The organism is Paraburkholderia sp. UYCP14C (genome assembly GCF_004197395.1).
GTDB lineage: Bacteria > Pseudomonadota > Gammaproteobacteria > Burkholderiales > Burkholderiaceae > Paraburkholderia.
In genome coordinates this window covers 1-14,143 of the sequence record NZ_SELS01000069.1, presented here as the reverse complement: position 1 = coordinate 14,143, position 14,143 = coordinate 1, and the positions used below count along the sequence as shown (strand labels likewise).

Annotated in this window: 9 protein-coding genes and 1 pseudogene; 4 read left to right on the top strand and 6 right to left on the bottom strand. The window is 56.1% G+C overall.

Going from position 1 to position 14,143, the window contains the following annotated elements; all coding sequences use genetic code 11:
• Positions 1-180: 180 nt before the first annotated feature.
• Positions 181-630: a hypothetical protein gene (locus EVC45_RS37225; protein ID WP_129963117.1), complete on the bottom strand. Its 450-nt coding sequence runs from the start codon at positions 628-630 to the stop codon at positions 181-183.
• Between the two features lie 851 nt (positions 631-1,481).
• Between EVC45_RS37225 and EVC45_RS37215 the strand changes: the two genes are divergently transcribed.
• Complete coding sequence (locus tag EVC45_RS37215; protein ID WP_129963116.1) at positions 1,482-3,056, top strand: hypothetical protein; 1,575 nt, start codon at positions 1,482-1,484, stop codon at positions 3,054-3,056.
• 201 nt (positions 3,057-3,257) lie between these two features.
• Here the strand turns inward: EVC45_RS37215 and EVC45_RS37210 are convergent.
• A pseudogene (locus tag EVC45_RS37210) lies at positions 3,258-3,836 on the bottom strand (IS110 family transposase); the annotation flags it as partial.
• Between the two features lie 515 nt (positions 3,837-4,351).
• On the opposite strand from EVC45_RS37210, the gene EVC45_RS37205 reads away from it, so the two are divergent.
• On the top strand, positions 4,352-5,464 hold the full coding sequence (locus tag EVC45_RS37205) for a glycosyltransferase (RefSeq protein WP_129963115.1): 1,113 nt from the start codon (positions 4,352-4,354) through the stop codon (positions 5,462-5,464).
• 343 nt (positions 5,465-5,807) lie between these two features.
• Here the strand turns inward: EVC45_RS37205 and EVC45_RS45885 are convergent, their stop codons facing one another.
• Both EVC45_RS45885 and EVC45_RS37200 read right to left on the bottom strand, forming a co-directional pair.
• Entirely contained in the window at positions 5,808-5,981 is a 174-nt protein-coding gene (locus EVC45_RS45885) for a hypothetical protein (RefSeq protein ID WP_168991608.1), read from the bottom strand.
• Positions 5,982-6,112: 131 nt separating this feature from the next.
• Positions 6,113-7,774: a hypothetical protein gene (locus EVC45_RS37200; protein ID WP_129963114.1), complete on the bottom strand. Its 1,662-nt coding sequence runs from the start codon at positions 7,772-7,774 to the stop codon at positions 6,113-6,115.
• 689 nt (positions 7,775-8,463) lie between these two features.
• Between EVC45_RS37200 and EVC45_RS37195 the strand changes: the two genes are divergently transcribed.
• Together EVC45_RS37195 and EVC45_RS37190 are read left to right on the top strand one after the other, a co-directional pair.
• The gene (locus EVC45_RS37195; protein WP_248295411.1) at positions 8,464-9,897 is read left to right on the top strand and encodes a UbiA family prenyltransferase; all 1,434 of its coding nucleotides are present in this window, start codon (positions 8,464-8,466) and stop codon (positions 9,895-9,897) included.
• A gap of 406 nt (positions 9,898-10,303) precedes the next feature.
• A complete protein-coding gene (locus EVC45_RS37190) occupies positions 10,304-11,737 on the top strand; it encodes a hypothetical protein (RefSeq protein WP_248295410.1) in 1,434 nt (477 codons plus the stop codon).
• 64 nt (positions 11,738-11,801) lie between these two features.
• On the opposite strand, the gene EVC45_RS37185 is transcribed toward EVC45_RS37190, so the two are convergent.
• On the bottom strand, positions 11,802-12,806 hold the full coding sequence (locus tag EVC45_RS37185) for a glycosyltransferase family A protein (RefSeq protein WP_129963113.1): 1,005 nt from the start codon (positions 12,804-12,806) through the stop codon (positions 11,802-11,804).
• Between the two features lie 51 nt (positions 12,807-12,857).
• The gene (locus EVC45_RS37180; RefSeq protein WP_129963112.1) at positions 12,858-13,904 is read right to left on the bottom strand and encodes a glycosyltransferase family A protein; all 1,047 of its coding nucleotides are present in this window, start codon (positions 13,902-13,904) and stop codon (positions 12,858-12,860) included.
• Between the last annotated feature and the right edge of the window lie 239 nt (positions 13,905-14,143).

Below are 14,143 nucleotides of genomic sequence, written 5' to 3'. Positions count from 1 at the left end.
TTCTTATCGATCTCGCGATGCCGGCGATCGTCGAACCGACGCTGTGCTGAAACTGGCCAGTGTGCCGAGGGCTGTCTGAGCAGGGCCACCACAGCGCTCAATCCCTATACACGCACCTGAGCGATGGAAAATATAGCAGCCTAAGAATCAGCCTTTTTTAGGTCTCAACATAGACCTGGATCAGGATGTTTTTTTGCGGGCACGCATTAGCAGACGTGCGGTGCTGTGATGCGATCGGGCTGTGCTGGCTTCAACGTAGGGAGTGAGTTTGTGCGTTTCGAGCCCGCGCCTGCGGCTGCGTACCTGAAACGGATCGACGCGGCTGGCAAGTTCGGACAGCTTGCCAGCCATCACGACGGGCGCCGCGTCGCTCCAGTGCGACCAGTGCTCGGGCGGCAGCGCAACGAGCATGCCCTCATACTGGCCGCGAATATGTAGTGCCAGGTAAGACGTCGAAACGTCGGGTGCCACGGTGATCGCTTCATCAGTTTGCGTATGGGTGATCTTGACGCTGCGCTTGAGCACGGCCAGGACGTTGTACGCCAGAATCGCCACGGCAAAGCCCAGCAATGCGGCACGCGCACGCCCGAGTGAGCGGATTTCGATATGCCAAACGGGCCACGGCGGCAAGTGTCATCTCCCGGCACAGTGCCAGCACGAACGCTTCAAGCAGCAATGTAAAGCCATCCAGTCAGTATGCACGAGCCGCACCGCGCCCTCTGGCAAGTCGTACCGCGGCGCGCGCACCTCCAGAACGCATTCGTGCTGGAAGAAATTGCTAACCCAACGCCCAGCGGCTGCAATAAGACATTATTTCCTCACTGCAATGTATTATCAGCTTAATCTGCCGTAAGAGTGACGAGCACAACTACTGTTCGATCCCCATTATGACCGAAAGTAGGTAAAAGAATACTCAAATCAAAAGGGTCGGATTTGAAAAATAATATTATTACTCCTCTGATGATCATAAGAAAGCCATAATATTCGTAAGATCATCTGTGACGGGCAAAAATTCTGCTTTTTGGCCGATAAAGACTGATTGCTCTTTGCCGGCAAGCGTTTTACCGGTACGATTTGTGCGTCCGCTTTGCGGCAATGAGAAAAATTTGCCGGGTGGGCCGGGTATACCCCTTCCGGACAACGTTTGCGCCGCAGAGCGCCGTAGAAGTTGCCCTAGGGACAGGCATCGCAGCCACGTCGTCTCCTCCGTTGGTTCAATCCTTTCGACGCGCGAATCGACTCGCCGTGGTAATGGCTCGCGCTCGCGTGTCTGTCGAATGGATAGCACGCGAACGGTTTTTTAGCAGTGTGGTAACGGTTTTAAAGCAGTGCCTGAAGGGATTGAGGATTTTCATCGGCTATAGGGAAGGCGAAGAAGAATAGAGGATGCTTTGTCAGCGATTTAGTTTTAGTTGTCCTAAAAGCCGGAAATCATATTTAAACTTTTTGGGAATTTTTTCCCGTGCTGGAATAGTTCAAAAATGGTAAAACGACGACAATTTATTGGTGCCCTCTCGGCACTCGGTGGAAGCGTTCTTTTGAGCGCGTGCGGCGGTGGCAGCTCGGGGGACGGTGGCAGCGTGCCTGGCTCCGCTGTCAGCAAGGCAACGGCACGCGCAAGCGCAAGCGCAGCCTCCGCGGACAACACGGCGATGCCACCGGCATCTTCGATTACGGATAGCTCGGGCGGCGTGTGGACGCTGTCAGGCGCAGTGGCGTATCTAAACGGCCAGGTAGCGGGGGGAAACTACAACACGTCGCTCGTGATCTGGCTCGGTGGATACATTTATTGTGAAAATACCAGCGGCCAATTCTATCTATGGACCGGCACGAGATGGCAGTCCTGTCCTGATCCGCGTGTTAGCCGCGTTTCCCCGGACGGCACCACGATGCCGTCGGCATCCAGCATCATTGACTGGTCGGGCGACGTCTGGACCCTGGTCAATGCTGTCATTTATAAGAATGGCACCGTTGTAGGCCCCAATTTCAACGTAGCGCTCGTCCTTTGGTACGGCGGCAAGGTCTATCACTGCAATACGAGCGGCAACTGGTACGTCAACGCCGACCCGCGCAATTTCGCGGTGCAATGGCTGGCTTGCACTGATCCACGCATTGCGGTTGCTCCTGCAGCGGGTAAGTTCTACGGGATGAACGGGCATTACGACTATACGTACACGCCCGCGCAACTCGTGTCGATCATGAAGGCTATGGGGTGCACGACCTATCGCGTGGGTTGCGGGAGCGACTCGCGTTCGCTCACCGCTGTGGTCAACATTGCAAAAGCCTTCCAGCCGGCTGGACTGTCACTGCTTGTGCTGATCGAAGGGGGGGTCTACGACGCAAACGGAAATGTCTTTGCCAGTGAGACGCAGGCGTACCAGACCTGCTATACGACTGCGCAGACGATCGCGACCGCTTTGCAGCCGTATGGCGTGACCATGTACGAGTGCGGTAACGAATTGACGCGGCAAAACGCTACGGTGATGAACTTCTCCTGGGCGGGCAGTTTGGCCTCGGATTTCAACAATACCAACTGGCCGGCCATGCGCGGCTCCATGCGCGGCATGATTGATGGCGTGAAATCTGTCCAGCCGTCTGCGAAGTGCGGTGTCAATTTCTGCGTCGCGGACGTCGGCGCGGCTGACGCGCTGTGGGAAGGCACGCAACCTGACGGCACCAGCGGCCATCAAAAACTGCGCTGGGACATCACGACCTGGCACAATTACGAGTCGTACGGTGACATCTTCACCATCAGTCCCGATGGCGCTGGCCCAGGCTTTGATCTGCCGACCTATTGCAAGGCTCGATATGGCGTGCCGTTCATGATCACGGAATGGAATGCCGGGCCGGCCCAGAGCCAAGCCTACCGGGCGAACTACATCACCACGCAATTGGGTCAGTTCTATGCGGCAAGAAAGACGCACAATATCCAGTCGGTCATGTACTACGTACTGGATAGCGGAAATACCAGTTACGGCATCATGATCAACGGTACTCCGAACAGCGCGCCCTACAACGCATTCACGAGCTTCACCGCCAGCAACCCGGACAAGTAGACGTGTGAGCATTCGTACCTGAGGGCAGCCATGGTCTGCCTTCCTCGTGAGCCAACCAGGTGTTGGGGCTGCCTAAGTCCCAGACTGAACGGACTTGCGTCAGCGAAGCTTTTCGCCCTGAGGTGCGCTGGTCCGTGACTAAATGCAGGCGCAATGCAGACGTGCGGGCGGGAATGGCTCAAAATTCCGTCGGCGCGGACTGAGCAGGCGATCCTCGATATGGCCGGCATGCTCGAGCAGATCGCCGATACTGCGCTTCGCCCGGCCAGGCAATGCGTCCAGATGTTGCGTGATATGCCGGCGCAGCTTTTCCGGGCACTGTGGCAGCACCACGCCGAATTCCGAGAGCAGGCCTCGCAACCGGTTGTAAGTCGCTGTCCTCTCTTCGACGAAACCTTGTCGTGTCCGATGCAGGCAAAGCGTTGCCTGCTGATGTTCGTCCTTCAGCGGCACGAAACGCATGCTCGGTCGCGTCACTGCTTCGCAGATCGCAGCAGCATTGGCCGCGTCGTTCTTGCCGCGCCTTCCCGACATGCGATAAGGCGCGACAAGATTGGGCGCCATGAGCTTGACCGTATGGCCGTGCTGCTGAAACATGCGGGCCCAGTGATGAGCGCCGGAGCATGCTTCCATCCCGATGAGGCACGCTGGCAACTGCGAGATCAAGTTCACCAGTTGATCGCGCGGCACACGTGGCTTGATCAGCATCGCCTTACCGGTCTCGTCGATACCGTGGAATATATTCTTGGCAAGATCGATCCCGATAATGACCATAGGCATGGACTTCCCCTCTCGCTGGTGTCGATGAACGTTCGCAACTTCATCCTGGCGCATTGATGCCGACTCGCGCTTCCGCCGCAGCCTCGGGACGGAGAGGTCCCTTTCGTTCTTTAGCAGAAATTTCGGCGTTTGCATAAAACTGTCCGCTCGAGTTGCAGCAGTAGATCTTGCCACCGCACCACAGCACAAGCGACATGCTGCAGTTAATTCCGACGACACTGTCGTTTTGGAGATAACGACGTTGGTCAGAGTCCAGACGAACGGCGTTCATGGAGCCGTCATAAAAGCCCATCTCATCAGCGAATGCCGACTCCCTCGACGCCACTCACATGATCCGGCGATCACAGGTGGATGAGGTGAATTTTCCAGGTCAATTCCAACCAATTGCTTTTCCGCGTGCTAAGCTACTTACAATAATAATCGGGGTCTAATTCGACTGACTTGCGAGTGGGGAGCGAACCGCTTTTGGTGCAGCCAGGCGCCATTAGGCGGAATGCACCTAACGGGAGACGAAGATGACGCTTGATTTTAATGAAAGACCTGAAGTGAGCGAGCGAGATCCCTCAGGGATACGTCACGTTCTGTTGTGCCCATTCAGTAATTCGACGAACCGATATATAGAAATTCAAAAAGATCTGTACAGATCGGCGGGCTATGAGGTGCTGCCTCTTTCCATTAAAGGTTTGTTGCGGGGGGGATTCATCAAGCTGTTCGGTCCGAAAAACCTACTAGTTTTTCACTGGCTCGAATATAGGCCATTCAATCGAAAAGAAGGATCGGCGCGTTTGAGTTTGGTCGGCTCGTTGCTATTCGCATTTTACTGCTCTCTGATTCTGATCGCACGCGCGAAGACTATCTATTTCGTGCACGATCATGCAGTTCATGACACTTCGGGATTCAGCAGGCGCCTGTCCAAACGGCTCATCGCTTTCATCCGGCGGATCGCTGACTACCGAGTGGTCCATGCGCCGGATTTTCGGGCTCAGTACAATGCGCACTATTTGCCGCATCCGCTATACTGGGATTGGCCTTCGCAAGCTCCGACCACCCCGAGGCCGTATAGACCTACCCCGCTTTTTTCCATGCTCGGTGTGATTCGACCATACAAGAAGATTGATGCTGTACTGAGTGTCTGGCCAAGAACCTGCAGTCTAATCATAGCGGGGAAAGGAACACCGGCGTACCTCGCAACGCTGGAGGAAATCATCCGGAAGCGTTCGTTGCAGGGTGTGGTTCAGCTTGACGCAAGATTTTTGTCCGACGGAGAGTTCGCACAGAAGATCGTCGACAGTGATGTTCTGATCCTTCCACACGAATCCGATACCATGCTGGTAAGCGGCGCGTTCTTTGAAGCCATTGGTCTGGTCCCGCTGCTTATTGCGCGTTCAACTCCATTTATGGTCTGGGCGTCGGGGAAGTTTGAGAATGTGATTATCTTCAATGACGTTGAGGATCTTCCGGATATCTTGCTGTCGGTAACCGAATCATGGCCGGCGGTGGCGGAAAGTAAAAGTCGTCGCACCGCCGAGAATGAGTTTGGCTGGATCGCATGTAGCCGGCTGTATAGAGAGTTTTTTACGACAGTTGAAAGGCGTGCGTCCGCGGCAAAAAAGCCGGTTGTCCAGTAGCGTGCCTGTGCGTGGCATTGCCGCGGCTTATCGAGCGATTGGTAGTTGCTGTCTCGTCGCGATGACGTCGACGTAGCTAAACGGATCGTCACGCCATTAAGAGGAGTGGTTGACGCTCGCAAAGCGATTCAGGTTCGAGTCGCTCTCGGAGAGGATCGTCATCACGGATGCCACAGGCAGGCCGTTGATGCGCGTGAGTCAACGCTCGCCCAACGCTTGAGCGCGGCACGCGCCTCGAAGCGGGGGGCTTCAGGCGCTTCTTGTCGGGACCGGTCAGTTGGCCATCGTGCCGGCCAAGCGGGACCAAGAGCACCTCGGGCTTCGCATCGCATTCGAGGATGCGCTATGAGAGGCTGCAGAACATCGCCAGCGCCTGCGCGAGGACGAACAGATGCTCCTCGACCCAGTTGCCGGTCAGCGCCCTGATGACGTTTTCGGCGCGTTCGCCGGCGAGTATGGCGCGGACGTGCGATCTAGCGCTCCATTGGCCATTTCGCAGCGCGATGCCGGTCAGCACGAAGCATCTGTGCATGTCAGATACGCGCGAAGTCGCCACGTACTACCGCAATGCGAGTCTTCACTATCTGGCGTGGGCGGTACACGAGCGTGTCGTCCATAGGACCCGCGCGAGCTGAACGAACGAATCGCTTACTTCTTCATCACCATCATCTGGTCGAAATTCACGGCACACCCGGCTTGGGCTGGGCTGCCTTTCGGCGCGACAGCGAGATGGTCGTCACGCAGATCCGCTTCCCAATTCATCTCGGAAGATGACAGAACAATTGGATCTCGCTCACACATCGTGCGTACTGCAGCGACTGCGTTCTTGTAGTGAGCCTGTTTGAGGATGATATAGCCTGTAACGCTAGCCGCGGCGAGGAGCGAATTGGCAATGGCGAAAGCGACTACCACGTAAAATAGTCTTCGACTCGTTGAAAATCCAGCCATGACCAAAAAAGGAACTACATAAAACATTGGGACATAGCGAGCCCACCAGGATTGTGGATGCGCCAAAACAATCGCCAGCGTTGCGATAAAAAATATCTTCACAACGTCACCACCGGCTTTTTTTCTCCACAAAAGCGAGGCCAGGGACGCGATGAGCATCACTCCAAAGAATGGACCAAAGCCGGCGAAACGTGTGTCAGCCGTATGTAGTGCAATGAATGCCTCACGCAGATTCGTCGGTGACGGATCATACGTAGGTTCCGAGTTTCCGCACGAGCTACAGTTCATCGGAACCGAAAAGTACGACAGAAAGAGCCTGTGCAGAGGGTTCATGGCAAGAAAGTGCGCTGACGCCTTTCCTCCTATGACATCGACCTTGTCCTTCCCAAGAACGGGATAGAACATATGCTTGCCAGCGACCATGTTCTCTACATAAGGCGAATAGCCGACGACCGCGAAGGCGACAAAAGGCGAAATAGCCAATTGGCCGATCAGTCGCTTGTGGTTCATCAGGAACTTTCTCTTTTCTCCGCTGATGAACGCCGCGGCGAAAAATACCAGGATAGAGATGGCTGCGAAAACTGGACCTGTCAGCTTCGAAGCTATCAGAAGCACGAGCGCAATGCCCAGTTGAACTCCTGAGTTTGGCCTGCCCTTGAGCGCAAAAAGCAGGTTGACTGAAAAGATGGTCCAGCAGTAATAGTGCGCCGCGTCGACATAGAACGTCGTGATCTGACCGAGCGCCACGGGATTGTAGACGCATGTGGCAGCAGCAAGCAGGGCGACTTTGGCAGATATTCCCGCTGACTGGAACAATCGCATCAGAGCAACGCACGCGGGAACGCTAAGCAATAGCGTGAATGACTTGCCACTGTTGAAGCGTGAAGTCAGAGCCTTCGCCGTGTACGCGAAATACTCGAACGCTTTTGGATAGTGCGCAGCCCAGAACGTACCGCCAAGTGCTTCGGAGCCAGTGACGCCGGTCAGGCCGTGGTCCAATAAAAGCGGGGTGGCGATGTGATAATTCAAGCCGTCGTAGCTGAATTCCCGGAGAAAGCCAAAGCCAAACAGTACGACCGCGATAAATGAGATCGCGACGATTGTGGTGGGCCATTGAGCCTTGGAAACATAACCATAAATGAGCACGGCTACAACGATGGCAAACGCCGAGATTCCCGCAAGCGCGACACTATTGATGCCGATGTTGTAGAGGACTGCTCCATATAGCGAGGAAGCGAATACAAAGACAACGATTTGGTCGCAAAATTGAGTCAGGTCGACACGCTCGAACGCGACTCGCATCGTCGTGGGCATGCGCGTCGAGTTCACAGGTTGGATGGCGTCTTTCGTTGTGGTAGACATACAGGCAATCTCCGCTCGTTGCAAACCTCGTCGATCGACACATGCGCGCTCAGTGAAAAGGAAGAAAATCAGTGCTCAACGCATGCTCCCGACAACACGAAGCACAGCTGAGAGTTGAAATGAACTCGAAGCGGAAGGCCGTCGACATCGACATCGAACAGAGCCGATTATGGGCAATTGTGCGGCGCTGCACAAGCCGAACCTCGTTTGGTTGCGGCACTTTTCCTGCTTTCTCCGCACCGCACGAAACGTATGAAGTAACCGTTCGAGGCCGCTCGATGCTCCCAGCATTGCAAGGTGTTCCACGATATCGGCCAATATCACTCCATTTCAAGCCGAACGCGTCCAGGTCGGAGTTAGCAAGGGCTATGCTCGGTTGAAAACCTTGTCGGCCTGCGGACTGTTGGTGGTGAGGGATTAGCCCACGTCGACGCAGACACCTGTCGTGCCGGTCACATCGACACGCCAGTGCGGTCGAGCAAAGATTGAACGCGTGGACACCGTCAACCGTTGTGTTGATCACGGGTCCGCGGTTAATCGCGGTAATGCGCGTCCACGCGGGTTGCACCGCGCACGTTTGGAGAATCGGACGCAAGTTGCGGGAAGCGACACGTCACGCTTGAGGTCTGATGCCACGGGTGAGTGCAGAAATTTGCATTGCTGCCCATCCGGCGTTTGATCGACATTTCATGTCCATCGAGGTCACCATGGCTGCTATTCCACTTTGCGTTGATCTGGACGGTACCCTGACGCGAAGCGACCTTCTCATCGAATCATTCCTGGTACTAGTTAAGAGAAATCCCCTTTATTTGCTGCATTGTTTCGTGTGGCTGATGCGCGGAAAGGGGTATATGAAAGCGCAAATCGCTGAGCGCGTCGCAATCGACGTATCGCTGCTTCCCTATAACGCACCCCTGATCGACTACCTTAAAAAGGAGCGCTCATGCGGCCGGGATCTCTATCTATGCACGGCAGGGGATCAACGATTTGCAGAACAGATCGCGTCCTACTTTGGTTTCTTCAAAGGGGTGATGGCGAGTAACAAGTCGCGCAACCTGTCTGGAACAAACAAGGCCATGGCCTTGACGGCGGAGTTTGGCGTTCAGGGTTTCGACTATTGCGGCAACGCGCGTGCCGATGTGCCTGTATGGAAGCAGGCTCGCACGGCGATCGTCGTTGGAGGCAAAGGCATTCAGGCGGCGGCGCTGAAGGCGAACCACACCACCGTCATATTCGAGAACAAACGGTCTTTCTTCAAGCTCGCAGTCAAGGAGATGCGCGTCTATCAATGGGTGAAGAATCTGTTGATCTTTGTCCCGCTGCTGGCGTCGCATCGCTTCACGAACGTCGATGCACTGATCGCTGCCGGCATTGCATTTTTTTCGTTCTGCTTCTGTGCGTCGTCGGTATACCTTTTGAACGACATGCTCGATCTCGATGTGGACAGGCGCCATAGTCGAAAGTGCAAACGTCCGTTTGCCTCCGGCGATTTGCCGCTTTCTACCGGGATTGGCATGATGTTCATATTGCTAATCGCGTCCGCAAGCCTCGCCATTTTCTTGCCATCGTCGTTTCAGCTGGTACTCGCCTGTTATGTCGTGATGACACTCGCTTATTCCTTTCACCTGAAGGGGGTCATGCTGGTAGACGTTTTTATGCTGGCCGCGCTTTATACCACTCGTATCGTGGCTGGCGGGATGGCGGTCGACGTAGTGCTGTCGGACTGGTTAGTCATGTTCTCTGTCATGATATTTCTCAGTCTGGCCATGGTAAAGCGCTACACGGAGCTCGACAAAATGCAGCGCGAGGGTAAGGACTCGGCGGCGGGCCGAGGTTATCTCACGATGGACATGAGCATCGTCCGCTCGTTCGGAACCGCAGCGGGCTATGTCGCGGTGCTTGTCCTTGCGCTTTATATGAACTCTGCTGCCGTCACGGTGTTCTATCGGCATCCCCACAGGCTATGGATTCTTTTTGTTCTGCTCCTTTACTGGATCAGCCGTGTCTGGATAGTCGCCTTCCGGGGGCAGATGCATGACGATCCGATCGTCTATGCCATCAAGAACCGCGCGAGTCTGATGATTATCATGCTTTGCGTGGCGACGGTGATTCTTGCGATCTGATCGGACATGGGCCGCTGTGTATGTCGGTTGGCAGACCTGTTTTAGCGCGGTTCGCCGTTTCCGTCAAAACGATCTCGAGCCATTTCTGTTCCGATGCAATTGCAGAAAAACTCGGCGTTCTGCGCGTGAGAAGGATTGCTATTCCTCTGCTTGCGGTAATGTGTCTTTTGCGGGCATCACGGCATCGGGGTGCTCGTAAGCATGCAATCACTCATGCTCAGACTCGGCACTTGCTATCCATTGACGAGTGTTTTGCGCTCGGCTGCCGTCCCCGGTTTCCCGACGCGCAGATCGCAACAGTCATCGCGGGTCATCGCGGTCCGTATCCATCGGAGCGCCGTAGCGCGGATGGCCGGTCACGCCACCCGCGGCAGATCCGCAATCGCCAAATGGTTCCAAAGAGCCTATGACCGGATATAACAGACGATTTGTACTTCAGACGTTGGCGGCGCTCGGTTGGACAACGCTAACAGGACTGCCGCCCGGGAACGCCGCTGCTTCGACGCAAACCGGATCGGCATCGCAGACCGCAAAGCGACGAATCACAGACCTGATCGGCACCAACGGTTGGGCTGGTTCACCGCGCGACCTCGCAATGTGGAAGGAAATGGGGATTCGTTGGGCACGCGGGCCGGTAGGTCCTGGGCAAAACCATAGCGCCTCGGACCCGATGCGCGTCGACAAGACGGGGAACGAAAACGGATTTGACCTGCCGCCCATCATCATCCAGAACAACCGCAACGGTATCCATACGTTGTTATTGCTTGCGTACACGCCGCTGTGGAACGCGAGCGTGCCCGGCGATTCAAAATCGGCGCCCGTGGATGTGAGTGCGTGGGAGCGTTACGTCGAAGCGGTGGTCCGGAAGTACCACGCTCCGCCTTACAACCTGCGCTTCTTCCAGATCTGGAACGAGGCGGCCGGAAGGCTTTCGGGCGGCTCGCCACAGGCATCATTCTGGCACGGGCCCGCTCGACCCGGCGGCGAGCGCGACCCGAGCGCTCCCTATGAACGGGCGATGCAGGACTACGTGGAGAAGATCCACATTCCGGCCGCACGGATCATTCGCCGCTACGGCGCATACGTCGTCTATGGCGGATGGCCGGACCAGGGAGGACTCGAAACCTATAGCCAGTGGCTCGAGTATAGAAGTCCGAAGCATGGCCAGCGGATGCTCGACTGCGTGGACTATCTCGACACGCATTACCTCGGCGTGAAAGACCTGGATTACCTCTATGCGCGCTATGTCAAGCAAGGTCCCGCCCGAGGTCTATGGCAAACGGAGATAGGCGACAGATATATGATCGACGATCACTATCTGCCACGCTATTTCTTCGACCTCGCCGTGTGGGCGCTCGACCGAAACTGGGACGACGCCAACAAATACGTATCGATGGTTTACCACTGGGACGGATACGAGCCGTTTCGTCTGACGCACCGGGGTCCGCCGGACAGAACATACAACGTTTCCGGGCGGAGTCTGATCGTGCTGAACCAAACGGTCGGCGGAGTGCTGTCGCGCTTTCCGCAACAACTGCAGTTCGGTCCTGATGTGTCCGGCAGCGCGCTGTACTCGGACCAGCAGGTCGTGATGCAGGTGCATGCACTGCCGGGCTGGCGCACTGTCAATGTGACCGGATTGCCGCCCCCTTCCTCGGGCCGTGCAAGAGTTCAGTTTATCGACGCGCTGTCGGGTTTAGCGGCTCCGGCAGCGCAAACTGCGCTGAAGTGGGAGGATCAGGGGTTGCAGATCCGTTTCAGAGTACCGGACGTCGTCAATGGTCATGGTGGAAAAGGACCGGCAGAGCATCTCGCCTATATCGTTGTGGCTCATGAGTAACCTGTCCACCGGTGTGCGCCGGTAGTCGTTCGGGGGCGGTCATCCGGGTGTGAACGCATACGAACTAGCGCGCGCTGTGGCGAGCTAAAGGATTGCAGAGGTAACGGACCGCGAAATCAGCGATAGGCGAGTATGGAACCAGACAGAGACTGGACAGCATGAGCGTTCCCACCTTTTTCTTCAGGCTCCAGAATGGGTTTGCAACGATCGCATGAAGATATGCATGCGAATCGCTGAACATCCAGTGCCATCTGGTCGTTAACGGCGCCTGATAGACGCAAGAGCAGAAAATGGCCCTTTCGTGCGCGAAGTCGTAAAAGTCGGATGGCAATTGCATTCCCAGGCGGCGCGATGCCATTTCGCGCAGGGTTGCCCACCGCGACGTGAGCGCTCTCGGAGCCTTCGTGAGCGAATCAGAGTTGGCAAATGACGCGCCTCGCACTCCGCTCTGAGATACCCGGTATCCGCCGAGAGACATCGGGATGCTCGAGACTGGTCCGACGAGAGCCGCTCCATAGATTGCGTAAAAATCCGCGCCATAGCGGCTGGTGGCCGTTTCCGGTACGGGGAAGATCTTCCTTAGCGCAGTGACGCTATACGCGTTCCCAGACGCCGGGGGAGACGGATAGAGCCATCCGTCCAGCAAAAGTTGTCGACAGTCACCGTCGATTCCCGAATGAGGTACATAACCGCCCGTACATCTGCTCGCCTGGTCGATGATGTCCAGCCTGAACTGCACCTTTGCGAGATCCTCCCTGTTGAATCGCTGCATCACTTCGGTCACGGCACTCGGATATAGCACGTCGTCGGCATCGAGAAACAGCACGTGGTCCGTCTCGACGAGATGAAGTCCCAGGTTGTAGGCGGACACCTGGCCGCCGTTGTCCTTGAAAATGGTGGTGATCCGCGCTCCGTAGCGTTCCATGACTGCGCGAGACCGGTCTGTCGAACCGTCGTCGATGACCATGACACGAGTGTTCACGTAGTCCTGCGCGAGCGCCGAATCAATGGCCTCGCCCAGAAACTGCTCGTAGTTGTAGTTGCAGATTACAACGGTCATTTCTTTCATGATGACTCACATTGAAGAGCAGAGTGCGATCGAATGGACGGGAAAATCCGTTCAAATGAAACGGCGCCGGATAAGCGTGCTTGCGATGTTCTTGGGTGCGAGCAAGGTTACGATGCTCCATCCTGCGATCAGGAAGCGAAAGGCAGGACGTTCGAAACTTGCACGAAACGGGATGGACAATGCGTCGCGCAGCGCGCGGACCCGGCTGTCGCCAGGTAGCGGATGCTGTTCCGGTGTGAGCCGCAGCGATGCAACTCGCAATTGAAGCAAATGCGGTGCTGAAAACAGCGTGCTAAGCGGCGGTGGCGGCAGGCCGGTCATTCTGCAGGCTTTGCAGGCGGCATTGTGACGTTTGAGTGCACGTGAGATCTCGCGGCCGAAGTTACTTGTGCTCGCGCTCATGGCGCTATCGTTCTCGCCATGCATGCGGTAGAGCACTAGCGGCGCAGCAATGGTCTCGACGTCGCCCATGTAGGGCGCCATGGCGATGCACGTCGAGTCCGTGGATGAATCGCAACTCGCATCCAATGGAAAGATTCTTTCGAGAAAGCTGCGTGCCCACGCGTTTCCCGAGCCCGGCGGCGAGGGGTACTCCGAGGTCTCATACGCCCAGTGACGAATCGCCTCCGACGACACTCCCGCCGGGACCTTCGGAATCACGTTTCGAACCTTGGGAATCGTGTTTCGCAGCGGGCGTCCCTGCGCGTCGACCCGCTCCATCAGCACCTGCACCTTGCTGAGGCCGGTACGCCATACCGAAGCAATCGAGCGCATCGCGCCGGGCACCAGCACGTCGTCCGCATCGAGGAAGATGACGACGTCGCCCGCACTTCTATCGAAGCCCTCATTGTTGGCTTCGCGTTGGCCACCATTTTCTTTGAAGATGGCCGTGATCTGTTCGCCAAACGAAAGAATGACATCCGCGGAGTCGTCGGTCGATCCGTCATCGACGACGATGACTTCCTTGTTGGGCCAATCCTGTGACAAGGCGCTTTCAATGGCTTGCCGAACGAACCGCCCGTAGTTGTAGTTGGCAATAACCACCGAGAAAAATAGTTCATCGCGGTTGGTAAGACTTTCGCTGTATCGAACTTTCATCAAGTACCTCTAGTCTGGTTCGTGCAGGCGCCCTTCATCGCAACACCAATGGTCCGCCTTCAGCTCTGACAATGAGCCGATGGCCCAAAACGTTATTTTTTCAGTCGTCCCATGCAACCGGACTTGTCCTCTCCGCGGTCGCGTGGCGACGTGACGCCGAGGTGTATCGGCTCCGGTTGTCTGGACAAGCTTTTGCAGCTCAGGCGGCCAGCTTCATCAGCCTTTCCTGACGGGCTTCG

Coding starts and splice junctions, on each gene's coding strand:
- EVC45_RS37215 (WP_129963116.1), top strand. CDS start 1,482: ATGGTAAAACGACGACAATTTATTGGTGCCCTCTCGGCACTCGGTGGA.
- EVC45_RS37195 (WP_248295411.1), top strand. CDS start 8,464: ATGTCCATCGAGGTCACCATGGCTGCTATTCCACTTTGCGTTGATCTG.
- EVC45_RS37185 (WP_129963113.1), bottom strand. CDS start 12,806: ATGAAAGAAATGACCGTTGTAATCTGCAACTACAACTACGAGCAGTTT.
- EVC45_RS37190 (WP_248295410.1), top strand. CDS start 10,304: ATGACCGGATATAACAGACGATTTGTACTTCAGACGTTGGCGGCGCTC.
- EVC45_RS37205 (WP_129963115.1), top strand. CDS start 4,352: ATGACGCTTGATTTTAATGAAAGACCTGAAGTGAGCGAGCGAGATCCC.
- EVC45_RS37200 (WP_129963114.1), bottom strand. CDS start 7,774: ATGTCTACCACAACGAAAGACGCCATCCAACCTGTGAACTCGACGCGC.
- EVC45_RS37180 (WP_129963112.1), bottom strand. CDS start 13,904: ATGAAAGTTCGATACAGCGAAAGTCTTACCAACCGCGATGAACTATTT.